Raw genomic sequence first — 23,289 nt, forward strand, 5'->3', positions numbered from 1 at the left:
ATGAGCCTCTTAAACTCCGATGTATTCAAATATTTCAATCTGTTGCTAATGACAATAAATGGTTCATTAAAGCACTAGAAATCGCACCAGACCATATTCATTTATTAATTGAATATGACCCGCATCATTCAATATCTCAAGTGGTGAAAGCATTTAAAGGTCGGTCATCAAGATATTTGCGACAAGAATTTCCAGAGTTAATGAAGCTTCCTAGTCTGTGGACACATTCATATATGTTTGACACCACTGGAAAAGTTAGCACTCAGAAAGTTCTGGAGTACATCAATGATCCGCATCACGGATAAATAAATTTATCCTGTTCGCTTATATCCCCCGAATTCTATTCGGGGGTTTTACGCATCACGACTCGTAACAATCTTTTCGTAGGTATTTCGTAAATCAGTATCTATCCCAGTGACAATCAACATATCTCGGCCGATACTGTGATTATTAGATACCGGACTATAGATTCCAGGTTCATGATCTGGGCAGCTATTCGGGGATAGGTGATTCGCCACAAGCGAATGTCATCTGTCCCCTTTATTAATTATTGGTGTGAGTTCTAACTAGCCTACCGTCGCTAAGGTAACGGGTGTATTAAGGCGATCGCAACAAACTTTCACTGGGAAAAGAACGGCAAATTGTGGGTTGAAAGTAACCGGATGCTGCGGCGCTACAGTGTAGAAGCTAATGACAGCAAGCGTAACACGGAGACAAAAAAGTGCAAATCACTAAGCGCAATGTTGAATTAAGAGTAGATGGCAGCTTAATGCGTGTTTATGTAGCGGCTCCCAAAGCAGCAGGAAAATACCCTGGTATTGTCTTCTACAGTGATATTTATCAGTTAGGTGATGCAATGATTCGTCTAGCTAACTATTTAGCAGGATACGGCTATGTAGTAGCAGCCCCAGAAATTTTTCACCGAATTGAGCCAGTTGGTTTAGTAATTGAGCCAGATGATCTGGGAAGGATGCGGGGTAATGACGATGCGCGTCGAACCTCGGTAGCTGATTATGATGCCGATTGCCTTGCTGTGATTGAATTTCTGAAAACAGAGAGTGCGGTTTCTCCAAATCAAATAGGCACTCTCGGCTTTTGTATTGGTGGACATTTAGCTTTCCGCGCAGCATTTCAAAACGAAATTCGGGCTTGTGTCTGCTGTTACCCTACTGGGATTCCCAGTGGTAAACTGGGTAAAGAGGTAGCCGATACAATCCAGAGAATAAGTGAAATCAAAGGCGAGATGCTAATGGTATTTGGTACTCTTGACCCTCATATACTAGATAGCGATCGCCAAACCATAATAAAAGCAATTGAAAATGCTAACATACCTCACCAAGTTTTCTCGTATGAAGCAGAACATACATTCATGCGTGACGATGGTTATCGTTATGATTCTAGTGCTACCACCGCAGCTTGGTCTGAAATAGTAACTTTCTTGGGGCGCATATTTGCAGACTGAAAGCTTCTATTATTTAGTAGCCCGTCAAATTTGAGTTGTCTGCAACGCTAATAAACCAGCACCATAAGCAGGTTCATACCTCGGAAAAATCACGTTTACATTAGGAAACTTCTTAACGATTGATGCTGCAAATCTTTCATGGATATTGCATCTACCGCGCCATACACTTCCTGTTGTGACTACTTCCAAAACTGAGTCAGTACTAAAAATCGCATCAATTACTGTAGATGTAGCTTTTACTAACTCTTTTACAGCATCGTCAATTATAATATTCGCTACTATATCACCTGATGCGGCTGCAAAATCTACAACTGGTGCTAAAGCAGCTATCTGTTTAACTCCCCATTGTCGCCGATATACTACTTCTATTAAATCTTCTATATTTGTTAAATCAAGATGCTGTTTTAAACTCTCTAGCAAACTCGTTGAAATCTCTCGCCCATCATAAGATTTTAATGCTGCATTCATGCCTGCGATCGCAATTTTATAAGCGCTACCTTCATCTCCTAAAATATACCCCCAGCCGCCGACTCGCTTAGTATGTCCTTCATGATTTCGACCGAAAACTATCGAACCAGTACCGGCTGCAACCACAATTCCTACAGGCTGACCAATTCCACCAACTAAAGCAATTAAAGCATCGTTACAAATTACAATATTCGCGGGTTGTAATGCCCAAGTAATAGGCAATTTTTTATGCTGTAACTCTTTAACTAAACCTTTTACTACTTCAATATCTGTTGCACGACCTACACCTGCTAAACCCAAACATATCGCGTCAATCTTTAGAGTATTTGTAATTATTGCGGCCTCAACCGCATTGTGAATTGCAGATTGAATAGATTGTAAAGTGGCTTCGATACCTATACTTTGATAATTAGATGGGCCTGCTTCAGCACGACCTAGCACTAGATACAAATCATCCATCAAGACACAAACAGTCTTGCTACCGCCGCCATCTATTCCTAAAACATAACTCATGGATTGCAATAATCTTAATTATTTTGATGCTTCGGTTCTTCTTTTAAAGGAATAAAAAATAGAGCAATCATCCCAGGAATGGTTAACAAACAAACCAAGACAAAAAATAATGGATAGCCAAGTGCTTTTTGCAGATAACCACTAACTAATCCGGGTAACATCATTCCTAAAGCCATAATGCCAGTAGATATGGCAAAATGAGAAGTTTTATATTCGCCTTGGCAAATATACATTAAATAAACACTAAAAGCTGTAAATCCAAAACCATAGCCAAATTGCTCCAAGGAAACCAAGGGATACACTAATGTTAGTGAAGGCTTCGTGTAAGCCATATACACATAGAATACATCAGGTAAATTCAAAGCTAAAGCCATAGGGAATAAACATTTTTTTAATCCATATCTAGAAATTAGCAAGCCTCCTAAAATGCCTCCACAGATTAAGGATATTACCCCAAATGTCCCGTAGACTAGCCCGACATCTGATGTTGATAAACCTAAACCTCCTACTTCTGGTTTGTCCAATAAAAATAAAGAGGCTATCTTCACAAGCATTGCTTCCCCAAGTCTGTAAAGCAATATAAATGCTAAAATATTTATAATTTTATCTTGAGCAAAATATGAGCTAATGATTGACCAAAAAGGTATATTTTCCCTAGCTTCTATTTCTCGTTGCTTATCTGATTCAGGTAAAGGTAAAATTAGGCGATGGAAAATAAACAGAATTGATAAAATCAAAGCTGAGAAACCAATAGTTATAGTCCAGCTTAAAGGAATATTGTTCAGAGACACTTCAAGCTGGCCTGCTAAGACTACTAATATTCCAGAGCCAAAAATGACAGCCATTCGATAAAACAGTGAGCGAATGCCAACAAATAAGGCTTGTTGTTCTGGAGATAAAGCCAGCAGATAGAAGCCATCTGTGGCGATGTCATAAGTCGCAGAGATAAATGCTCCTATTGTTAATGTCGCAAGGGAGATCAAAAAGAAATTTGGCAGTTGCAAAGAGAAGGCTATCAAACCCAAACAAGCGAACATCGCAAATTGGGTATAAAGTATCCATTGACGTTTGGTAGAATAAATATCGACAATTGGACCCCAAAACATTTTGATGACCCAAGGTAGATAGAGAAAACTTGTCCATAAGGCAATTTGAGTATTATCTATTCCGAGCTTTTTGTAAAAGATTACGGAAACTGTATTGATGATAATGTAAGGTATACCAGAGGCAAAGTAGAGAGTGGGTATGTATGTCCAGGGCGAAGGGGTGGTAGTTTGAGGTTTCATATTTGCCTCTAATTATCGGTGTTATTAAAATTAGCATCCAATAGGACACCAATAGGATAAGTTATCTGTAATTTCCCCTTCAGAAAGGCGGATTCCTAAACCTCCAGATATAAATTTGTCATTACCATCGTTATATAGCCAAGCTCCCCAAACTTGAGTCATTGACTTGCCATCAATTTCTAATTTAGGAAATTCTAATAACTCTTGATAGACATAATTCTGTTGTGTATACCAAGGGTCATTATTACTACTACGCACAGAGATATTTCCTGAATTAACTGCAAATCCTCCTTCACCTTCTCTTCCTAAAATAGGTTTGGCGAAGTATGAATTACCTATTGCTGTTGCACTCAGTGATGTTTTAGGAAAATATTCCCAGAGTGTCCCAGCATCTTTGCTAGAAAAAAAGTCATATCCCAAATCTGTAATTAGAGCAAATATACTTTTTGGTTGCAGTGCAAAGGCAGAACCAAAGTTCACAATCACAATTTTATTCTCAAAAATTAGTTGCTCTAGAGCCGGCCATAATCTTTCACCTTTTTCATCAGTATCATGAATTAGCCATTCCACTGGATACCACATAAAAAGTATATCTATTGGTTTTTTTGTTCTTTGGTCAAATAGATACTCGCCATCTTTGATGCCAAGATATTCTAAGGGTAAAATGATACTTTTGGACTCCAAGTAATTTCTTAACCAGCGCATAGTACCTAAATCTTCGGCATTATTCAAAGCTGTAAATGCTACGCGACAGTCTGTAATTGGTTTACCCAAATTTAATGCGGCTCTATTTACATGCTGATTGAGTGTTATTTTTAATATTTTTTGAGCATCTAAATCTGGTTCTTGCAATCCAAAATGCCTGGCGACTTTATTATTGCCATCCGTACACTCAAACCAAAAACTAGGAGTTTGGGGATTAGTTTCTACTACCTTTTTTATCCCCGTTTCTTGATTCCAGCACCAGTCAAGACGCATACAAAATGGTGCGAGGAAGTCATATTTAACTAACTTGATAGTAGCTTCCGGAAATCCATAGTAAAGTAGTGTATCCTCATCAAGAGTGCGGATAATTTCCCACACTTGGGTTAAAACACTACCAACTAATTCCGACGCTTGCTGGATTTCTTGTATCGTCTGCGGTAAAACTTGATGGCAATAATAAAGAGCGTAAGGTGTTTCTTGGTCAGTCAGAGGTATACCTGTTCCTTCTTCAATAGGAGCAAAGTTATACCAACCCATTTTCATCGACTGAAATAGACGCTTTCGTTGAGGACTGTTGAAAATATTCATAACTCTTTTATCCACCCGCATGACCACCGCGACCAAAACTACCAAAACCACTACGGCCCTTGGCAGAACCTCTGGAAGTCCCGGCCTCCGATGAATTACTAAAACCTGATCCTCTAATGCTACTCCCACCAGAGTAACCACTTGATCTGCCGCTACTATTAGATGAGGGTGAACAGTTATTGGGTTGTTGTTTAGGGTTCGGCGATGTTGTGGAGATGCAATCTGACTGTCTTGCTTCTGGGGTTGTCGCACAAGAAGCAAGTAGCGATACAGTCATAACGAACACTATGAGTTGAAATAAACCTGGTTTCAATTTCATGAGTCTTTCTGGATGAATATACAGATGTCAGCTACAGAATTTATGCAAGATAACTACAAGAGTCAAAAATAGATTTCGCATTTCCAAATAGATTTTTTAAGGAATATATCTACGATTTAGAGAATTGCTAAACAAACCCTCTCCAACCCTGTGGCAAAATTTATTAGAGTCCTTCCATAGTTAGTTTGCCCAGCATGACCGCAACCATTCCCAATCTCCCCAGTCTCTACGACCCCTTTTCCACTGAAGCCAAGTGGCAACAATTCTGGGAAGACAACCAAGTTTACAAAGCTGACCCCAACAAAGGCGGCGAACCCTACTGCATCGTCATTCCACCGCCGAATGTCACTGGCAGTTTGCACATGGGTCACGCCTTTGAAAGTGCGTTGATTGATACCCTCGTGCGCTACCACCGGATGCAGGGACGTAATACCCTGTGGCTACCCGGAACTGACCACGCCAGCATCGCTGTACATAGTATGCTGGAAAAGCAACTCAAAAAAGAGGGTAAGACTCGCTACGAGTTGGGGCGCGAGGAATTCCTAGAACGCGCTTGGCAATGGAAGGCGGAGTCTGAGGGAACGATTCTTAATCAGCTACGACGCTTGGGTGTCTCGGTGGACTGGTCACGGGAGAGGTTTACCCTGGATGAGGGTTTATCTAAGGCTGTTGTGGAGGCATTTACTCGCCTTTACGAGGAAGGCTTAATTTATCGTGGTGAATATTTAGTTAACTGGTGTCCCGCTTCTCAGTCGGCGGTGTCTGATGTAGAAGTTGAAAATCAAGAGGTGAATGGAAATCTCTGGCACTTCCGCTATCCCCTCACCGATGGTTCCGGTTTTGTAGAGGTGGCGACAACTCGACCAGAAACTATGCTGGGTGATACAGCAGTAGCAGTTAATCCCAATGACGATCGCTACAAACATCTCATTGGTAAAACTGTAACTCTGCCAATTCTACAACGAGAAATTCCCATTATTGGCGATGAATTCGTTGACCCGACTTTCGGCACAGGTTGCGTAAAGATAACTCCTGCCCATGACCCGAACGATTTTGACATGGGTAAGCGTCACAATCTGCCGTTGATTAACATTATGAATAAAGACGGCACTCTCAACGTCAACGCTGGGGAGTTTCAAGGACAAGACCGCTTTGTTGCTAGAAAAAATGTGGTTTCTCGCCTAGAAGCAGATGGCTTTTTGGTGAAGATCGAAGATTATAAACATACCGTTCCCTACAGCGATCGCGGTAAAGTACCTATTGAACCACTCCTCTCGACTCAGTGGTTCGTCAAAATTCGCCCTCTAGCTGACAACACTCTCGAATTCCTCGACCAGCAAACTTCTCCAGAGTTTGTCCCCCAACGCTGGACAAAGGTCTATCGTGATTGGCTAGTCAAACTCAAAGATTGGTGTATCTCTCGTCAATTATGGTGGGGACACCAAATTCCGGCTTGGTACGCTATCAGTGAAACGGATGGACAAATTACCGATAACACGCCTTTTGTCGTGGCAAAATCGGAAACTGAAGCTTGGGAAAAAGCTAAATCACAATTTGGAGAAAATGTCAAGTTAGAACAAGACCCAGATGTGCTAGATACTTGGTTTTCTTCTGGACTCTGGCCGTTTTCGACTTTGGGCTGGCCGGAACAAACTCAAGATTTAGCAACTTATTACCCAACTACTACTTTGGTGACAGGCTTTGACATCATCTTTTTCTGGGTAGCCAGAATGACCATGATGGCTGGGCATTTTACGCAGCAAATGCCTTTCCAAACGGTTTACATTCATGGTTTGGTGCTGGATGAAAAAGGTCAGAAGATGTCAAAGACCAAAGGTAATGGCATTGACCCATTGTTGTTAATTGACAAATATGGTACTGATGCCCTGCGGTATACCTTAATTAGAGAAGTAGCTGGCGCTGGTCAAGATATCAGATTGGAATACGATCGCAAAAAGGATGAATCGGCATCGGTGGAGGCATCCCGCAACTTTGCAAATAAGTTGTGGAATGCTGCCCGGTTTGTGATGATGAATTTGGATGGACAAACACCGCAACAATTGGGGAATCCAGTAGCCACAGAATTGAGCGATCGCTGGATTATCTCGCGGTATCATCAAGTTATCAAACAAACCATCAATTACATCGATAATTACGGTTTAGGGGAAGCAGCAAAAGGACTCTACGAATTCATCTGGGGTGATTTCTGCGATCAATATATTGAACTGGTGAAATCCAGATTGCAAGCAGATGCCGATCCAGTATCGCGGCGGGTAGCACAGCAAACCCTCGGCTACATATTGGAAGGGATTATGAAACTGCTTCATCCCTTCATGCCTCATATTACCGAAGAAATTTGGCAAACTCTCACCCAACAATCAACAGATTCACCGCAAACTTTACCATTACAAATCTATCCCCAGATAGATGCGAACTTGATTGATTCAGCTTTAGAAGAACAGTTTGAATTACTGATTGCTACTATCCGCACAATTCGGAATTTGCGGGCTGAGGCGGATATTAAGCCTGGGGTAAAAGTGACAGCAAATTTGCAAACTGAAAGCCAGAAAGAGCGGGAAGTTCTCACTGCTGGACAAGATTACATTAAAGATTTGGCGAAGGTTGAGACTTTAACTATTACCGACAAGCAAGAAAAGCAAACTGTTGCAGTTAAAAAACCTCAAAGGGGTTTGAAGACGATTGGCTTAATTATTGTGGCTATTGTCTTTGGTAGATTGGGTTTAGCTGCGGGAAATGCCATTAATGACATTCCCATCGTCGGAACTTTCTTTGAAATAGTTGGTTTTGCTTACACAGCCTGGTTTGTTAGCCAAAATTTACTCACTGCTCAAGCAAGACTTAGGTTATGGAGCCGATTTTTCCCACAGAGAGAATTAGAACAATCACAAGAACCAGAAAATGCGATCGCAGGTGTAATTGGTACAATACAAGTGCTAATTCCTCTAAGCGGTGTGGTAGATATTGAAGCTGTACGTGCCAAGCTAGAAAAAAGCTTGAGTAAAGCTGAAGCAGAAGTTCAATCCCTGAGTACCAGATTAAACAATCCTAGTTTCGTAGATAGAGCTAGAGCTGATGTGGTACAGGGAGCGCGGGATGCCTTAGCAGAAGCACAGAAGCAAGCTGAAATTTTGCGCGAGCGTCTGAAGGGGTTGTCGTAGCGATCGCCTGCGTGGCCTAGGATAACTGTAATGGGTAATGGGAGTGTTAATAATTCCAATTACCCATTACCAATTAACAAGATCCAAATATCAATTCTGGGACTTATTATTTTATTAAATTTTTTTAATTTTTAATTTTTAATTTTTAATTGGAGCGAAGCGACCCTCATGCTATATCTAGCCCAGGTGCGTAAAAACGATTTTTTAGACCAGCACCAGTTACGCTTGTTGGCGCGTCAAGAAGCTGATAACTTGTGGGCGATAATTCCAGAAGAGGCTTTCATTCTCCTAGGGAAGGGAAAAGTTATGAGTGAAAACTTGCTTGTTTTAGTAGAACTTTCCTCTACAGGCGACATTGAAAGACTAGAAGATGCCACCAACTGGGTACTCCATCTGGTACAAAGCTATCTCACTATAGGCATTACCCCCGAATTTTTGCAGCACGAAGCCGAACGAGCAGAACATTGGCGACAATCCCTGACGTTGCAAAACCAAGACTTGGCGCGGCGTTCTTTAGAATTGGAAGCTCGTCGTGAACAAATTCAAGCCTTGGAAGAAAGCCTCAAACGCGAGAAAAATGGTCATCCCCAGGAGGAAAGTTAAAAGTTTGCAATTGTATTGTCCATAAAACCACAACACCCTCCAATGTGTATTTATTGACCTAAAATTACCCAAAAAAGTATTTTTTTGGTCTGCCATTTGAAGTGTACGGTGGAGGTAAGATGAGACAACAAGGGTATGGCGTGACAGTATGGTTCACTGGTCTAAGTGGTGCAGGTAAAACTACTATCTGCAAATTCGTGGAGAATGAACTGCGGATACAGGGATACAGAGTTGAAGTTCTAGATGGCGATGCGGTACGTCAAAACCTATGCAAAGGATTGAGTTTCAGTAAAGAGGATCGAGAAGAGAATATTCGGCGCATTGGTTTTGTGGCTCATCTTCTTAGCAGAAATAATGTAATTGTATTGGTTTCGGCCATTTCCCCATACCGTGAAATTCGGGAACAAGTGCGCCAAAGTATTCCATCTTTCATTGAAGTTTACGTCAATGCATCATTAGAAGTTTGTGAACAGCGAGACGTAAAAGGGTTATATAAAAAAGCAAGATCCGGGGAGATTAAGCACTTCACTGGTATTGATGATCCTTATGAAATACCACTCCGTCCGGAAGTTGAATGCAAAACTAACCAAGAAAGTGTTACCCAAAGTGCAACTAAGGTCTTAAAAAAGCTGGAAGACTTGGGTTACATAGTTGCTAGTAATGAATTATTTATAAGTTAAAGAAAGTTTTTAATAAAAAAGAATTCAGAAGTCAGGAATCAGAATTCAGAATTTAATTCTATATTTCTGAATTCTGAATTCTAAATTCTGCATTCTTCTTCAACTCATAACTTTTACTAAGATGCCAATAATTGCCGAATTAATCTGGCTACAGCCTTTTGCGTAAAGCGGTTGGCAATTTGTTGACCCAAACGCTGTACATCTGAATTTACCAATAACTGGGCAATTTTGGGCGCAAGTTCCATTGGATCAAAGCCTCGTGTTTCTCGGAGAATACCTAATATACGTTTGATATGCTCCAAGGTTTGTTGTTGCTCAATTGTCGCCGCCGGAGTTTCATTAACTGCTGTCAACCCAACGCGTTCCCGCAGCAAATAGGTGAAGTTATGCAAAACATTTTTACCTAAAGCATCGAGTCCGTTAACAGATTCATCTACTAGCTTGTCACGAATAAAAGCACCGCGTTCAGATGCCAGAAATTCTATCCCTTGATTCAGCACTAAATTAAAGTCGTAGTCTTGACTATTACGCGCATTTTTTAACAAGTTTTCTAAGCGGTTCCAACGAAATCTGCCATCTTTAAAGAGCAAATCTTGCAATGATGCTCTTAATTGCGGTGCTGGATCGGTTAACAGGCGTTTAGAAACGTAGGGATAAGCTTCGCTGAGGACTTTAAAGTTGGGATCTATATATATTGCAATACCTTCTAGAGTAACCAGGGAGCGAATAATTAAGGCGTAGTAGGGCGGTACACGGAAAGGATACTCATACATCAAAGCCGATAGTTCATCAGTGATGCTTTTAATATTAAGATCGGCAACACTGGCTCCTTCGGCATCAGCAAAGACTCTCGCAAAAGCTGGGATAATTGGTGTTAAATCGGTTTCTGGTGATAAGAAATCTAATTTAACGTAATCTTTTGCTAATCCTTCAAAATCGCGGTTGACGACGTGGACGATCGCTTCAATTAAACCATAACGCTGTGGTGGCTTAATCTCGCTCATCATCCCAAAGTCGAGGTAAGCTAACTTGCCATCGGTTGTTGCTAACAAATTACCAGGGTGGGGATCTGCATGGAAAAATCCATGTTCTAGCAGCTGGCGCAGGGAACACTGCACACCCACTTCAATTAGATAACGAGCATCTATACCTTGGGCGCTAATTTCTTCTGTCTGGGTTAATTTAGTACCGTTAATCCACTCCATCGTCAAGACGCGACGATTGGTATATTCCCAGTAAATTTTCGGTACATATACGTCTTTCATGTGACCGTATAACTCGAAAAATCGCTCCGCATTTTCGCCTTCGTGGATGTAATCCATCTCTTCAAAAATGCGATCGCCTAATTCATCGAGAATCCCAACTAAATCACTTCTTACCCGTTTGACCCTTTTCTGCACCCAAGTGGCGAGGTTACGCAAAATATACAAGTCAATAGTAATCCCCTCTCTTAAGTCGGGGCGTTGAACTTTAACAGCAACTTCTTCACCAGTTTTTAGCTTACCTTTATACACTTGCCCCAATGAAGCCGCAGCAATTGGATGGGCCGAGAGTTCGGCGTAAACCTCTTCTGGAGGTGCGCCTAATTCTTCTTTAATAAACTGGTAAGCAATTTCGTTAGGAAAAGGCGGTAATTGGTCTTGTAGTTTAGTTAATTCTTCTAAATATGCGGGAGGAACCAGATCCGGTCTAGTAGATAAAGCTTGTCCAATTTTGATGTAAGCAGGCCCTAATTTGGTCAGCAATACTCGTAGCTGAGTGGCTCGGCGGCGATCATTTTTGACGACAATTCCCCGTTTACTATCCGACCACAACCCAAAAGCAAACGATAGAGCCGGCCCCAACACGGCGAAAATCCGCCGTATAACTTGCACTTTTCTCTTTTGGTAATGCGCCGCTATGACCACAGGATCGTAAAGCGTCTCAGGTTGGGCTGTTGTCCTCAACTGTTGGGCTGCTAAGAGTCTTGGCGAGCGCACAACTAAGCTAGGTGTACCATCTTCTGGCACTATATCAATAACGTCCAGTTCGCCTCGGCTATTTGTGCCGTTGCTACTGTCCTCCTGAATCGGTCGGGAACTAGGGGGAAGTGTCTTAACAATCATGAAGAATGGCCACCAGTCAGAACGATCACATTAAGTATTGTAACAATACGTTTAGAAATTGGGTACTGGGGATTAGGGACTGGGGATTAGATTATATATAGAGGATTAAGGCTCAACTAATTTTTTCTAGTACCCAGTACCCAATCCCCAATCCCCAATCCCCAATCCCCAGTAGTCTGTTACACTTAAACGGGCATACTAGTTCAATAGTATTAGGTATTGCTAGTTGCTCAAAGATGAGACTTATTATCCTGTAAGTTGGAAGTATCCGGCATCTGCCCTCATGGAGAATTTGGCTTGATGTTGCTTTGCCTGCGAATTGAAAACTTTGCCCTAATTGACCAACTGGAATTGGAATTTGGCGCGGGACTAAATGTGTTAACAGGTGAAACCGGCGCTGGAAAATCGATTATCTTGGATGCCATTGATGCCGCTTTGGGCGGTAAAGTCTCTAGTCGAGTCATTCGCACGGGGACAAGTCGGGCAATGGTAGAAGCGACTTTCACCTCAAACGCCCCCCTAGCCGCTTGGTTAACCGAACAAGAAATAGATTTGCTTGATGAAAATTCCGTAGTCATTAGCCGAGAAATCACAGCCACTGCTAGTAATATCCGCAGTCGATCGCGGGTGAATGGCGTGTTGGTGAATCGGCAGATTATGGGAGGAATGCGCGATCGCTTGGTGGAAATCACAGCCCAAGGTCAAACTGTACAAGTGGGACAATCTGCCCAAGTCCGCGACTGGTTGGATTTATATGGGGGTGACTCTCTGATGCAGCAGCGTCATAAAGTCGCCACGAGTTTCAGTGTTTACCAACAGGCGCATTTAGCACTAGAAAAACGCCGGACATCAGAACGAGAACGGTTGCAACAACTCGACTTGCTCACTTATCAAGTGCAAGAATTGGGAACAGCCAACCTCAGCGAACCTGATGAATTGGAACATTTGGGACAAGAACGGGAACGCCTAAATCATGTCGTCGATTTGCAACAAATGAGTTACAAAGTCTATCAGGCTTTGTATCAAAACGATAATGAAACTCCCGCCGCAGGTGATTTATTGGGAGACAGTGAGGCGATATTAAATGACATGGTGGAATATGATACGCAACTGCAACCCCTATTAGAATTGGTGCGGGACGCGCAAGCTGCGGTAATGGAAGTGGGAAGGCAGATTAATGCTTATGGCGATGGCTTGGAAGCAGATCCGCACCGATTGGAAGAGGTAGAAGAAAGAGTTCAGGAATTAAAGCAAATTTGCCGCAAGTATGGGCCGACACTTACAGAAGCGATCGCTTATTACGAACGTATCCAAGGGGAATTAGCCCAACTTAATGACAGCGAACAATCTATCGAAAAGTTGGAACAGCAAGAAAAGGTGTGTTTTGAGAAACTCACCCAAGCAAGTAATCAGTTAACTCAACTACGGAGTAAGGCCGCTGCTAATTTAGAGTCACGTTTGATAGCTGAACTCAAGCCCCTAGCGATGGAAAAGGTGAAATTTTTGGTTGAGATAGTGCCTGCTCCTCCAACTGCTATGGGAGCAGATAAAATTACCTTTATGTTTAGTTCCAACCCTGGAGAACCACTGCAACCTTTAACAGAAGTTGCCTCTGGCGGGGAAATGAGCCGCTTTTTACTGGCGCTGAAAGCTTGTTTTTCTCAGGTTGATGTGACTGGGACAATGGTTTTTGATGAAATTGATGTCGGGGTTTCGGGAAGAGTCGCCCAAGCGATCGCTGAAAAATTGCACCAGCTAAGTCAACGCAACCAAGTATTATGTGTTACCCACCAGCCTTTAGTTGCAGCAATGGCCGATCGCCATTTCCGGGTAGATAAGCAAACTATCAATCAAGGCAAAGGTAAAAAAGCCAACAATGACAACGCCGAACAGCGTACCGTTGTCAGAGTTACTACCTTGGAGAATTTAAATACTCGCCGGGAAGAACTAGCACAGTTAGCTGGTGGTAAATCTGCAAGTGACGCGATCGCTTTTGCCGAATCTCTGTTATTACAAGCTGCTAACCATCGTCGTTTAAGTCCCCAGCAAGACAGGCAGAACGTTTTGAGTCGGGGTCTAAATCCCCCTCACAAAACGTAATTGCGAATTGCGAATTGGTTTAATACTCCTGCAAAGCCCCTAACTTCCGAATTCCCGGCCAAATCATTGCTGTAGCAATCACTACTACAATAGTGCCAATTCCACCACCCACAACGGAAATCACTGGGCCAAATAAAGCAGCAGTCAAGCCGGACTCAAAGCCCCCTAATTCATTCGAGGCACTAATAAACACGCTATTAATAGCAGCAACCCGACCACGCAAATGATCTGGTGTTCTGATTTGAACTAATGTATGGCGAATCACAACACTAATACTATCTAATGCGCCACCAAGGATCAGCATCAACATAGACAGCCAAAAGGAACGAGAAAGCCCAAAGATAATTGTGACAACCCCAAAGCCAACCACTGACCACAATAAGGCTGGGCCTGCTTTGCGTAACGGTGGTAAATACGCCAGGGTGATAGCCATAGTCAAAGCACCGATGGAATGGGCTGCTTGTAGATATCCCAATTCCACTGGCCCCACATGTAAAATATCTTTGGCAAAGATCGGGAGGAGCGCGATCGCACCACCCAACAATACAGCAAACATATCCAATGTAATCGCTGCTAAAATCAACTGATTCTGCCAAACAAACTTAGCACCGGCTGCAAGTGCTTTGAATGAGATTGGCTCGGTTGAGCGAATACTTTTTTGCTCTTTGATCGACAGCGTTAAAATAAAACACAGTAAAGCAGCGATCGCTGCTAATACATAAACTCCTGTAGCACTTCCTAATAGCGCAATCCCAAATCCTCCGAAGGCTGGGCCGATAACTGCGGCTAACTGAAAGCTACTACTATTCCAGGTGGCTGCATTCGTAAAAGCACTAACAGGTATCAACTGCCACATTAGAGCATCACTGGCAGGTTTGAGGAATGCTCTAGCGACACCTGTAAATACTAAGCAGGCGTAAATTAGAAAGATTGCACCCTGAGTATAGGAAAGTACTGCTAAAGCTAGGGAGCAGAGAGCTAGCAGCATTACCGAGAGTAACATGGTCACTTTGCGATCGCGACGATCGGCTACATCTCCGGCAATTAAGGTGAGAATAATCATTGGTAGGACTTGCGCCAGTCCTACACCACCTAAAGCGATCGCTGAGTTAGTCCGCTCATAGAGTTCCCAGCCAATTGCTACAGTTTGCATTTGCGACCCCACGAACAGCACCACGCGTCCAATGGTAAATAGCCGATAGTCTCGAAACTTAAAGGCTGCAAAGGGATCGTGTTGTGCAACCTCAAAGTTATGGGGCTTTGAGTTCTGTTTTCTCGAAGACATTTTTTAGTAGAGTTAAGCCTTCTTCAATGTTGGAAATTTGGTCTTCTGAAAGATCTTTCAGCAAGTCAGTAATATGAGCGCGAGTTTGATCTTGGGATTGCTTGAGATGGTGTTTTCCATCTTCAGTTAAATTGAGCAGCACCCGCCGCCGCTCTTGAGGATGAGCAATCCGTTTCACGAAGTCGCGTTGTACCAAGCGTTCTATGGTTGCTGATGCCGTGGCAGAGGTGACACCTAAATGCTCTGCTAAGTCAGATAATGAAGCACCAGGATTACGGTTGATAAATGCTAGCGATCGCAACTGAGGTATAGATAAAAAAGCGGCACTATGGGCACGCATATCCGCTCGGATAAACTGCATCACTAATGGAACTGTCTCCATTACTCTAGCGGCACATTCTTCGGAAGTTGCACCTTGATTAGGTTTATCCAAGGTCATGGGCTTGTTGTTCTCCTAGTTACATGGCCACCCGTGGATAAAGTTTTCCACCAAGAATGGCCAAAATGATTAATGTGAATAAGAGAATTGTACAATCCAGACCAAAGCCATAGATGCTAGTGCCGTTTAACAGCATGGTGCTACGTAAGCCGTCAACCTCATAAGTCAAGGGATTTAAATGGGAAATGAACTTTAACCAGTTGGGCATCAACGAGATGGGATATATGGCATTGCTAGCAAAAAATAACGGCATGGTTAACAATTGTCCAATACCCGTCATCCTTTCTCGGCTTTTCACCAAACAGCCAATAATTAATGAGAAAATACAAAAGGAACCTGCCCCCAGCATGACCAGCAGTAGTACTTGGAGAATAGCTAAGGGATGAAGATTTAGTTTGACACCTAATAAAAATGACAATCCGTAAATGAATATTACCTGAGATAAGCACCGTACCCCACATGCTAAACCTTTGCCCAACACCATCGCTACACGGGGTGTAGGACTAGCTAGAAATTTATGTACGATGCCTAAATCTCGCTCCCAGATTAGCGTCATCCCACCACTAAAAATTGCCACAAACAAAATACTCTGAGCCAAGATGCCAGCAGAAATGAAGTCCAAATAGGGTAAGTTTCCTGTTGGAATCGCGCGAGTGCGGGAGAAAACTTGCCCAAAGATTAGGAGCCATAAAGCTGGTTGTACAGCTCGAACTATTAAATCAGTGGGATCGTGGCGGAGTTTCCGTATTTCCAATTCTGCGATCGCCAGGGTTTTCGTAACTAGCTCTTTAATTGCAGAGATCAAATTTACTCGGACAGTGGGTGGTGATTTAACCCAACCGTTGAGCAGTACGTCTGGTTCTTGCTGTGTCACGGTAGTTGACTCCTGATGTTAACTGGTCGCCTGTATAGTGAATAAAGACATCATCCAAACTTGCATTCGGGTTATCTAAAGAAGCTTTTAAGTCGCTTGGTGTACCTGTTGTAACAACTTCACCTTGCTGCATAATCGCTACTCGGTTACATAAGCTATCCGCTTCTTCTAAAAAGTGGGTTGTTAAAAATATAGTTGTGCCGTAATCAGCACAGAGTTGTAGTACAAGCTGCCATACTTGAGTTCGAGCGATGGGATCTAATCCAACAGTCGGCTCATCAAGAAACAGAATTTGGGGTTGATGTAGAACTGATATGCCGATTTCCAGCTTGCGGATCATCCCACCAGAGTAGTTTCGTACCAAGCGTTTCGCCGCATCTTGCAAACTCATGTATTCTAGAATTTCATAGATGCGGCGATCGCGTCCTTTGGCAGGTATTCCATACAGCTTGGCGAAGATTAAGAGATTTTCGTAACCCGTGAGACTACCATCAGCAGAGAGTGCCTGGGGTACATAGCCGATAGCCCGTCTTACAGAATTAGATTCACGAGTCACATCATAGCCAGCTAAGGTTGCTTTCCCTGCACTGATAGGCAGTAAGGTTGTCAACATCTTAAGAACTGTACTTTTCCCTGCGCCATTGGGGCCAAGCAGTCCAAAAACTTCGCCCTGTTGCACAGATATGCTCAGGTTATTAACTGCCGTGAACTTACCAAAACGGCGTGTTAGTCCCTGAGTTTCCAAAATCAACGGTTTTGGTTCTTCTTGAGGTTGCGATCGATTTATTTTTCCCGTCAGTATTGTCACAAGTTTGATGCACTTCTATTAATTAGCAAATCTAACTATTAGCTTCTCAATAGATTTACTAGAAGTCAATAGACTTCTGACGGAAATTTGAATCAGAGTAAAAAGAAACTCAGTAGAGTGGCGGCGAGGTTATTGATGGGCAAAGTATCACTGACAAATTAACCGCAAACACTTGCTAGGATGGTTAATAGGTGAAAAATTTTCAGAATGCCTACTGCTGCTGAGTTAGAAAGTCTATGCTGCATTTAATTTTCATCAACAAGCTGCAAAACCCTCTTGTATAAAGGTTCCGCCACCCAAAATCCTGCTTGGTTAATCAGTGCATCTAACAAAGGTTTCACAGCAGAAATCAGCTTTTGACTTTTAGCTTCAACCAAAATCCCTAAAATCCCTGTGTAACCAAGATTTAGCCTAGCTGCAACCATGCGACCACGACGTTCATCAATCAAAACTTGATCTGCTTTCATTTCCAGCGCTAGAGCAATCGCTTCAGCTTCACCAATATCCAGTTCATTGCTGAGTGCTTCAACCAATGTTCGATCTTGAACTGGACGAGTTTGAATCCAGATAAAAGTTTGGACTTCAATTGCACCTGCAACTGGAAAGTTGGGATCAGTCAGTTCTCGGTAGACAGCTTCAGGAATTAGGACTGTTCCATAAAGCTGTTGTAGTAAATGAAGATGGTTAATGGCGGCGAGGTTATTAATGGGTGAAGTATCACTGACAATGATCACAGTCTACCCATCGCCCGCAAGTTTTCTATATCTTGGTCAAAATCCTCGACCCCATAATGCACTGAAATTTGACGACTTGCGAGTAGATGCTGAAATGCTATACGGTTTATCCCTGCAAACCTACTGGCTTGAGCAAGGGTTAACTTTTCTTTTTGAAAAAGCATCACCGCAATTTCCTGCTTCATTTCGGCTTCAGTCATCCGAGTTGCAGTTAATATTTCATTAGGAATGACGATGCTCATAATTATAATCCTTTCTATCACTACTATTCTAAGCAGCTTGGGCATCGCCAAGTGATAATCAGGTAAATTTGCAGTCACTATTTAAATCATTAGCAGGGTAAGTACCTTGGCGGCTGCTTGTCCTAGTCCGCCAAAACCCAGGACTCCGATACTTGCACAGGGAGAGGAATGTTTACTGACAGCGCAAATACACCCTGGTATTCATATATCTTTGTTATATCAAATTAGCTTTTATAGGGAATGCGCTTGATATTATAGAACGTCTAAAGTTGTTTCCTCTTAATATAGGTACTGAAGAACAATTTAAACAACTTGCTGATCGTATCTTTAAAACATATAAAGAAATCAATACGTCAAATTTATGACTTGAGGCAGCAAGATCGCGTACTAGACAATATATAGAATCTAGTGATCGCTTATTGTATATTGTTGTAGTGAGCGATCACATCAAAAATTATTGAAAAATTGAGCGCTTCTTGACAAAAGCCTGATTAGTAATCACAATGTAATTACAATCAAGGACAAGTATCCTCATGGGGACAGCAATTAGAACCCGTATTGTTAAAATCGGGAATTCTCAAGGTATCCGCATTCCTAAACTTCTGCTGGAACAAAGTGGTATTGGTGAAGAGGTGGAAATCGAAATTCAAGATTGTCACCTAATTATCCGTGCAGCCTCTAAATCGCGTAAGGGGTGGGATGAAGCATTTGCAAGAATGGCGAAGCAACACGACGATGCACTGCTTGATGATGGCGTAACTACAGAGTGGGAGCATCAAGAGTGGGAGTGGTAGTCAATCGATTTGATGTGTTTTTGGTTAACCTCGACCCAACGATTGGCAGTGAGATTCAGAAGACAAGACCTTGTGTAGTAATTTCACCAGATGAGATGAATAAATATATTGCCACGGTTATTGTTGCTCCAATGACAACTAAAGGACAGTCTTACCCAACTCGTGTTGCTTGTCAGTTTCAGGGTAAGAATGGGCAAATCGTTCTAGATCAAATTCGTACAGTTGACAAAACTCGATTAGTCAAAAAGCTAGGTCAGATTGACTCTGATGAACAAAAAGCAGTTTTAGATACCTTAGCTGAAATGTTTGCAGAATGATATACCTAATAATCTATACACCGGATGGTTATCAGATTCCACGGTAATGGTTGTATTAATTGTCTATGAATACGAATTATATAATATCCTTGGTTATCTTCAACATTTTATTTCCACCAGGTTGTAGTTCATACTCAACCTTTTCAATATCTACCTTGTAACCTTTTGAAGTGTAATATTTTACTATTTCATCTAAATGTTGTGAATGTTTCCACATTAAAGTTACGAGGGGAAATATTCTGACTTCTTTAGCAATACGCAGCATCTCACCTACTGAATTTAAGTGAAAATCGTAATCGAGATGATCTGAATATAAAAATAATAAATGTGAACAAAGAGCTATATCAAACTCTTGATTATCATAAACCAATTTTGGTAATTCACCGACTGCATACCTGTTGGTCTTTTTGCCAGTTTCATAATCAGACAGAAATTCTTGAATAACTTTCACTCGATTGTGTCGCAAATCATCTGGAGATTTATGATAGCTCCATACCCAATCATTCGATGTAGCCTTAACTTGGTTAATGATATTATCTACTACTTCATTAAATCTTTTCAATATTTCATCACTAGAAAATTGGTATAGTGGATCAACAGAGACTACATTTTTACCCTGACGTGTCAGTTCTGCATTAAAGCTTGCCGGGCCATCCCCAATCCCAATGATTCTTTTATTTAAATCTGCATTTGTTAAATTGAATATTTTTATATATTCATCCATTGACCTGCCAAAAGGAACTACTTTATCTAGAACCATTGCCATAGAATTTACCTCGTCAATAGACTGATTAAACAGGATGATAGCATCAAAATGTTGTATTCACTGCGATACGGCAATCATTCAGAAGCATGTCAAGTTCTTTTACAACTGCCAAGGGATTTCTACCTCTAAACACAGCAGCGATCGCAGCTTCATAAGGATTTCTACCTGTTCTTTTTACAGCATTTATTGCAGCTTGATTTGATAATCCTCGACCACTAACTAGCCATGCAGCTAACACATGTCCAGTACGTCCAATTCCACCAGAGCAATGGACAACGACTTTCTCATTTTCTTTATCTGCTTCTATTAAGAAAGGAAGTATTTGCTGTGTGAGGGTTTCTAAATCACATAGATGGAAATCTGCAATTGGTGCCCAACACACTAGTTGATTACCAAATTCCTGTTTGTAGGTGTCCAGAAGATTAGAGTAAGAAGCTAGCTGTTGATTAGGAAGAAGGCAGCAAACTCGCTTGATATCTTGACGCTTCATGAATTCTATCCAATCCTGAACCTTATTGTTAGTGTATCCAGGTCGCGCAGCACCAAATACTATTTGCTCATTCTCCCAAGCTGGGGCAAACTTACCCCAAGGCATCGACATCTTCGGGCTTAATATGTCGCTGGTCTGGGCGTGGATGAACTGTGATTCCGTGTGCGCCAGCTTTAATACAGGTCAAAGCCGCTTCAATCACACTCGGTCTACCAAAATTTCGAGCATTCCTGAGTAAAGCGACTTTGTTAAGGTTAACGCTGAGATTCGTCATATTACCTGTCCACCAAAAACTGTGTTATTGGCAAATAATAAATGGGCTAATCCGTAATTCAAAAATTACCAATTACGAATTATTCACTTTGCCTTGCCAAACAATTTCCTTAATTTTGATTTCTTTCGGAATCAATTTAATCTTGTAGAAGGTATCTGCAACCTCTTGTTGTTTCGTAATCACTTCATCTGTGAGCGGAAGTACATCATACTCACGCCGCTTTTCTGCGATTTCCAACACAGGAGCATCTATACCCAAAGCTGGAGAAAGAAATTTAGCAATTTCAGTAGGATTATTTTTTGCCCAGTCACTAACTTTCTTCACCTGATCGAGAACTATTTTCAAGGCATCTGGCTTGGCATCAACAAAAGATTTTGCAGCTAGATAATAACCACGATTGGGAGCTAATCCCGTCGCGTCTACTAAGGTACGTGCGCCTGTTGCTGCTTCTGCTGCGGCTAAGTACGGGTCCCAAATTGCCCAAGCATCAACGTTTTTTTGCTCAAATACAGCACGAGCATCGGCGGGAGTGAGAGTTATTCGTTGAATGTCACTGTACTGTACCCCTGCCTTTTCCAACGCTTTCACTAATAGGTAGTTAGCATTAGAACCTTTGGCAAAAGCCACTTTTTTACCCTTGAGTTCAGCCACACTTTTAATAGGTGAATCCTTGGGCACCAGAATAGCTTCAGCTTTGGGACTCCAAGGATCGTAGGCAACATAAACCAAAGGAATACCCCCAGCTTGAGCAAATATAGGTGGTGATTCTCCGGTATAGCCAAAATCAATACTGCCTGCATTCAATGCTTCTAAGAGTGGGGGGCCAGCTGGAAATTCTGACCAAGTAACGGAAGTTCCTGAAGCTGCGAAAGCTTTCTCTAATTCCCCCCTTGCCTTCAGCGCGTAGAGAACAGTTGACGCTTTCTGGTAGCCTATGCGAACTGTGATACTGCTAGCTGCTGGACTGGGGGCTTGGGTTGCCTGCGGTGTGCCAGAGTTGTTGCTTGCGCTTGAAGAACAAGCAGAGATAGCCAGAGTTAAGCTAAGTCCCACTGCAAACAATAGGGAAAAAGTGCGGATTCTTCGTTGTTGGAACATTTGGAGGAAGGCAAAAGCCATACTCAACAGTCGGGTTGGAAAGAACTTAGTCAACATCATTACTCTGCTTGAAAGGGGAAATTAATATCAGACTACAGCAAAACTCCGGTAAAACAACGGCAACTTTATAGATTTACCGTACTAATATAGAATGATAAAAAATATCACATAATAAAAGCTGAAATGCAAGTTTATTCGCTGAATACAAAATTTCCCTTAAAAGTCATAGCAACGTCAAATCTAAACTCAACGAAATTAGAAAGCACGCGATGACAGATAATATTCTTGAACAACAGATTGAGTACTATCGCGCTAGAGCCAACGAATATGATGAGTGGTTCTATAGGAAAGGACGCTACGATCGCGGTGCCCAAAACAACCAACGCTGGTTTAATGAAGTAGCTGTTATCAAAAATACATTACACCAAATTGGCGTGGTAGATGATATTTTAGAGTTAGCATGTGGAACAGGTATCTGGACGCAGGAGCTTTTAAATATCGGGAAAAAAATTACTGCGATCGATGCCTCTGAAGAAGTGATTACAATTAATCGCTCGAAGTTAAATTCACTGAGTGTTGAATATCACCTCATAGATTTATTTACATGGGAACCTGACACTGAATATAATTTAGTTTTCTTTGCCTTTTGGCTCTCTCATGTGCCGCCAAAATTACTCAATTCATTTTTGACAAAAGTCTATCAATCTGTTTGCCTTGGTGGACAAGTATTTATAATTGACTCTCGCTTTGAACCGACATCAACGGCTAAGAATCATATTCTTAAAGACGACGGAAACATATATAAAAGCCGAAAGTTAAATGATGGTCAAGAATTTCAGATTGTCAAAGTTTTTTATCAGCCTGATGAACTTCAAGATAAGCTAAAGCAAGTAGGTTTTCATGCTGAGGCGAACGTGACAGATAACTATTTTATCTATGCACATGGAGCAAAGGTTTAAATAATTGGTAATTTCTAATGGGCTACGCCACGCTACGTTTGTGGTGCGTCTTGTAGAGAAGACAGTAATTCGTATTGATTTTAAATACATATTATACGCTACTGGTTCAGTATCATCACGATTTTATGATAAAGACTCTGCGTTTTTACTGTTTGCGTAGTGGCAACCACAGGAGAAGTTCATATCTTAATACGCTTGGCT

Annotated in this window: 25 protein-coding genes; 9 read left to right on the forward strand and 16 right to left on the reverse strand. The window is 41.8% G+C overall.

Going from position 1 to position 23,289, the window contains the following annotated elements; genetic code table 11:
* On the forward strand, nt 1-305 hold a 305-nt coding region (gene tnpA / locus LC608_RS23625; protein ID WP_229555893.1), incomplete at its 5' end, for an IS200/IS605 family transposase.
* A 48-nt stretch (nt 306-353) separates the two neighbouring features.
* Here tnpA and LC608_RS23630 read toward each other — a convergent pair.
* Entirely contained in the window at nt 354-518 is a 165-nt protein-coding gene (locus LC608_RS23630; protein WP_229555894.1) for a hypothetical protein, read from the reverse strand.
* 203 nt (nt 519-721) lie between these two features.
* Between LC608_RS23630 and LC608_RS23635 the strand changes: the two genes are divergently transcribed.
* Nucleotides 722-1,462, forward strand: coding sequence for a dienelactone hydrolase family protein (locus tag LC608_RS23635; RefSeq protein ID WP_229555895.1), 741 nt, complete (start codon nt 722-724; stop codon nt 1,460-1,462).
* Between the two features lie 24 nt (nt 1,463-1,486).
* On the opposite strand, the gene LC608_RS23640 is transcribed toward LC608_RS23635, so the two are convergent.
* From LC608_RS23640 to LC608_RS23655, 4 genes are read right to left on the reverse strand one after another with little or no spacing between them, the layout of a single operon-like run.
* The gene (locus LC608_RS23640) at nt 1,487-2,443 is read right to left on the reverse strand and encodes an N-acetylglucosamine kinase (protein WP_229555896.1); all 957 of its coding nucleotides are present in this window, start codon (nt 2,441-2,443) and stop codon (nt 1,487-1,489) included.
* A gap of 14 nt (nt 2,444-2,457) precedes the next feature.
* The gene (locus LC608_RS23645; protein WP_229555897.1) at nt 2,458-3,729 is read right to left on the reverse strand and encodes an AmpG family muropeptide MFS transporter; all 1,272 of its coding nucleotides are present in this window, start codon (nt 3,727-3,729) and stop codon (nt 2,458-2,460) included.
* Nucleotides 3,730-3,759: 30 nt separating this feature from the next.
* On the reverse strand, nt 3,760-5,022 hold the full coding sequence (locus LC608_RS23650; protein ID WP_229555898.1) for a glutathionylspermidine synthase family protein: 1,263 nt from the start codon (nt 5,020-5,022) through the stop codon (nt 3,760-3,762).
* A gap of 7 nt (nt 5,023-5,029) precedes the next feature.
* Complete coding sequence (locus LC608_RS23655) at nt 5,030-5,341, reverse strand: hypothetical protein (RefSeq protein WP_229555899.1); 312 nt, start codon at nt 5,339-5,341, stop codon at nt 5,030-5,032.
* Nucleotides 5,342-5,535: 194 nt separating this feature from the next.
* Between LC608_RS23655 and LC608_RS23660 the strand changes: the two genes are divergently transcribed.
* From LC608_RS23660 to cysC, 3 genes are all read left to right on the forward strand, one after another.
* Nucleotides 5,536-8,520 carry a valine--tRNA ligase gene (locus tag LC608_RS23660; RefSeq protein WP_229555900.1) on the forward strand — a complete coding sequence of 995 codons (2,985 nt, stop codon included), beginning with the start codon at nt 5,536-5,538 and terminating at the stop codon, nt 8,518-8,520.
* Nucleotides 8,521-8,688: 168 nt separating this feature from the next.
* Nucleotides 8,689-9,123 (forward strand): hypothetical protein, encoded by a 435-nt coding sequence (locus LC608_RS23665; protein ID WP_196525065.1) that lies wholly within the window; start codon nt 8,689-8,691, stop codon nt 9,121-9,123.
* Nucleotides 9,124-9,242: 119 nt separating this feature from the next.
* Entirely contained in the window at nt 9,243-9,803 is a 561-nt protein-coding gene (cysC, locus tag LC608_RS23670; protein ID WP_229555901.1) for an adenylyl-sulfate kinase, read from the forward strand.
* Between the two features lie 116 nt (nt 9,804-9,919).
* Here the strand turns inward: cysC and LC608_RS23675 are convergent, their stop codons facing one another.
* Nucleotides 9,920-11,908, reverse strand: coding sequence for an AarF/ABC1/UbiB kinase family protein (locus tag LC608_RS23675; protein ID WP_229555902.1), 1,989 nt, complete (start codon nt 11,906-11,908; stop codon nt 9,920-9,922).
* 300 nt (nt 11,909-12,208) lie between these two features.
* Here LC608_RS23675 and recN point away from each other — a divergent pair, with 300 nt between their 5' ends.
* On the forward strand, nt 12,209-14,008 hold the full coding sequence (recN, locus tag LC608_RS23680; RefSeq protein WP_229555903.1) for a DNA repair protein RecN: 1,800 nt from the start codon (nt 12,209-12,211) through the stop codon (nt 14,006-14,008).
* Between the two features lie 19 nt (nt 14,009-14,027).
* Here the strand turns inward: recN and LC608_RS23685 are convergent, their stop codons facing one another.
* The 6 genes from LC608_RS23685 to LC608_RS23710 form a co-directional block, all read right to left on the reverse strand.
* The gene (locus LC608_RS23685; RefSeq protein ID WP_229555904.1) at nt 14,028-15,293 is read right to left on the reverse strand and encodes an MFS transporter; all 1,266 of its coding nucleotides are present in this window, start codon (nt 15,291-15,293) and stop codon (nt 14,028-14,030) included.
* Nucleotides 15,259-15,732, reverse strand: coding sequence for a MarR family winged helix-turn-helix transcriptional regulator (locus LC608_RS23690; protein WP_229555905.1), 474 nt, complete (start codon nt 15,730-15,732; stop codon nt 15,259-15,261). Before LC608_RS23690 ends, LC608_RS23685 begins: the two co-directional genes overlap by 35 nt.
* 19 nt (nt 15,733-15,751) lie before the next feature.
* Nucleotides 15,752-16,606, reverse strand: a complete 855-nt coding sequence (locus LC608_RS23695) for an ABC transporter permease (protein ID WP_229555906.1) — start codon at nt 16,604-16,606, stop codon at nt 15,752-15,754.
* The gene (locus LC608_RS23700; RefSeq protein WP_229555907.1) at nt 16,563-17,414 is read right to left on the reverse strand and encodes an ABC transporter ATP-binding protein; all 852 of its coding nucleotides are present in this window, start codon (nt 17,412-17,414) and stop codon (nt 16,563-16,565) included. Before LC608_RS23700 ends, LC608_RS23695 begins: the two co-directional genes overlap by 44 nt.
* A gap of 245 nt (nt 17,415-17,659) precedes the next feature.
* A complete protein-coding gene (locus LC608_RS23705; RefSeq protein WP_229555908.1) occupies nt 17,660-18,148 on the reverse strand; it encodes a DUF3368 domain-containing protein in 489 nt (162 codons plus the stop codon).
* A complete protein-coding gene (locus LC608_RS23710) occupies nt 18,145-18,390 on the reverse strand; it encodes a UPF0175 family protein (protein WP_229555909.1) in 246 nt (81 codons plus the stop codon). Before LC608_RS23710 ends, LC608_RS23705 begins: the two co-directional genes overlap by 4 nt.
* 533 nt (nt 18,391-18,923) lie before the next feature.
* Here LC608_RS23710 and LC608_RS23715 point away from each other — a divergent pair.
* Together LC608_RS23715 and LC608_RS23720 are read left to right on the forward strand one after the other, a co-directional pair.
* Nucleotides 18,924-19,184, forward strand: coding sequence for an AbrB/MazE/SpoVT family DNA-binding domain-containing protein (locus LC608_RS23715; RefSeq protein ID WP_229555910.1), 261 nt, complete (start codon nt 18,924-18,926; stop codon nt 19,182-19,184).
* Nucleotides 19,157-19,501: a type II toxin-antitoxin system PemK/MazF family toxin gene (locus LC608_RS23720; protein ID WP_229555911.1), complete on the forward strand. Its 345-nt coding sequence runs from the start codon at nt 19,157-19,159 to the stop codon at nt 19,499-19,501. Before LC608_RS23715 ends, LC608_RS23720 begins: the two co-directional genes overlap by 28 nt.
* A gap of 76 nt (nt 19,502-19,577) precedes the next feature.
* Here the strand turns inward: LC608_RS23720 and LC608_RS23725 are convergent, their stop codons facing one another.
* The 4 genes from LC608_RS23725 to LC608_RS23740 form a co-directional block, all read right to left on the reverse strand.
* On the reverse strand, nt 19,578-20,267 hold the full coding sequence (locus LC608_RS23725) for an SAM-dependent methyltransferase (protein ID WP_229555912.1): 690 nt from the start codon (nt 20,265-20,267) through the stop codon (nt 19,578-19,580).
* 43 nt (nt 20,268-20,310) lie between these two features.
* Nucleotides 20,311-20,868 carry a dual specificity protein phosphatase family protein gene (locus tag LC608_RS23730; RefSeq protein WP_229555913.1) on the reverse strand — a complete coding sequence of 186 codons (558 nt, stop codon included), beginning with the start codon at nt 20,866-20,868 and terminating at the stop codon, nt 20,311-20,313.
* Nucleotides 20,849-21,031 carry a pyridoxine 5'-phosphate synthase gene (locus tag LC608_RS23735; protein ID WP_229555914.1) on the reverse strand — a complete coding sequence of 61 codons (183 nt, stop codon included), beginning with the start codon at nt 21,029-21,031 and terminating at the stop codon, nt 20,849-20,851. Before LC608_RS23735 ends, LC608_RS23730 begins: the two co-directional genes overlap by 20 nt.
* A 72-nt stretch (nt 21,032-21,103) precedes the next feature.
* Nucleotides 21,104-22,186: a sulfonate ABC transporter substrate-binding protein gene (locus tag LC608_RS23740; protein WP_229555989.1), complete on the reverse strand. Its 1,083-nt coding sequence runs from the start codon at nt 22,184-22,186 to the stop codon at nt 21,104-21,106.
* Nucleotides 22,187-22,398: 212 nt separating this feature from the next.
* Here LC608_RS23740 and LC608_RS23745 point away from each other — a divergent pair, with 212 nt between their 5' ends.
* Nucleotides 22,399-23,088, forward strand: coding sequence for a class I SAM-dependent methyltransferase (locus tag LC608_RS23745; RefSeq protein WP_229555915.1), 690 nt, complete (start codon nt 22,399-22,401; stop codon nt 23,086-23,088).
* The last annotated feature ends 201 nt before the right edge of the window (nt 23,089-23,289 follow it).

The sequence above is a fragment of the Nostoc sp. XA010 genome, assembly GCF_020829625.1.
Classification (GTDB): Bacteria; Cyanobacteriota; Cyanobacteriia; order Cyanobacteriales; family Nostocaceae; genus Nostoc.

Coding starts and splice junctions, on each gene's coding strand:
- LC608_RS23640 (WP_229555896.1), bottom strand. CDS start 2,443: ATGAGTTATGTTTTAGGAATAGATGGCGGCGGTAGCAAGACTGTTTGT.
- LC608_RS23645 (WP_229555897.1), bottom strand. CDS start 3,729: ATGAAACCTCAAACTACCACCCCTTCGCCCTGGACATACATACCCACT.
- LC608_RS23650 (WP_229555898.1), bottom strand. CDS start 5,022: ATGAATATTTTCAACAGTCCTCAACGAAAGCGTCTATTTCAGTCGATG.
- LC608_RS23655 (WP_229555899.1), bottom strand. CDS start 5,341: ATGAAATTGAAACCAGGTTTATTTCAACTCATAGTGTTCGTTATGACT.
- LC608_RS23660 (WP_229555900.1), top strand. CDS start 5,536: ATGACCGCAACCATTCCCAATCTCCCCAGTCTCTACGACCCCTTTTCC.
- LC608_RS23665 (WP_196525065.1), top strand. CDS start 8,689: ATGCTATATCTAGCCCAGGTGCGTAAAAACGATTTTTTAGACCAGCAC.
- cysC (WP_229555901.1), top strand. CDS start 9,243: ATGAGACAACAAGGGTATGGCGTGACAGTATGGTTCACTGGTCTAAGT.
- LC608_RS23675 (WP_229555902.1), bottom strand. CDS start 11,908: ATGATTGTTAAGACACTTCCCCCTAGTTCCCGACCGATTCAGGAGGAC.
- recN (WP_229555903.1), top strand. CDS start 12,209: ATGTTGCTTTGCCTGCGAATTGAAAACTTTGCCCTAATTGACCAACTG.
- LC608_RS23685 (WP_229555904.1), bottom strand. CDS start 15,293: ATGTCTTCGAGAAAACAGAACTCAAAGCCCCATAACTTTGAGGTTGCA.
- LC608_RS23690 (WP_229555905.1), bottom strand. CDS start 15,732: ATGACCTTGGATAAACCTAATCAAGGTGCAACTTCCGAAGAATGTGCC.
- LC608_RS23710 (WP_229555909.1), bottom strand. CDS start 18,390: ATGAGCATCGTCATTCCTAATGAAATATTAACTGCAACTCGGATGACT.
- LC608_RS23715 (WP_229555910.1), top strand. CDS start 18,924: ATGGGGACAGCAATTAGAACCCGTATTGTTAAAATCGGGAATTCTCAA.
- LC608_RS23725 (WP_229555912.1), bottom strand. CDS start 20,267: ATGGCAATGGTTCTAGATAAAGTAGTTCCTTTTGGCAGGTCAATGGAT.
- LC608_RS23730 (WP_229555913.1), bottom strand. CDS start 20,868: ATGTCGATGCCTTGGGGTAAGTTTGCCCCAGCTTGGGAGAATGAGCAA.
- LC608_RS23735 (WP_229555914.1), bottom strand. CDS start 21,031: ATGACGAATCTCAGCGTTAACCTTAACAAAGTCGCTTTACTCAGGAAT.
- LC608_RS23740 (WP_229555989.1), bottom strand. CDS start 22,186: ATGTTGACTAAGTTCTTTCCAACCCGACTGTTGAGTATGGCTTTTGCC.
- LC608_RS23745 (WP_229555915.1), top strand. CDS start 22,399: ATGACAGATAATATTCTTGAACAACAGATTGAGTACTATCGCGCTAGA.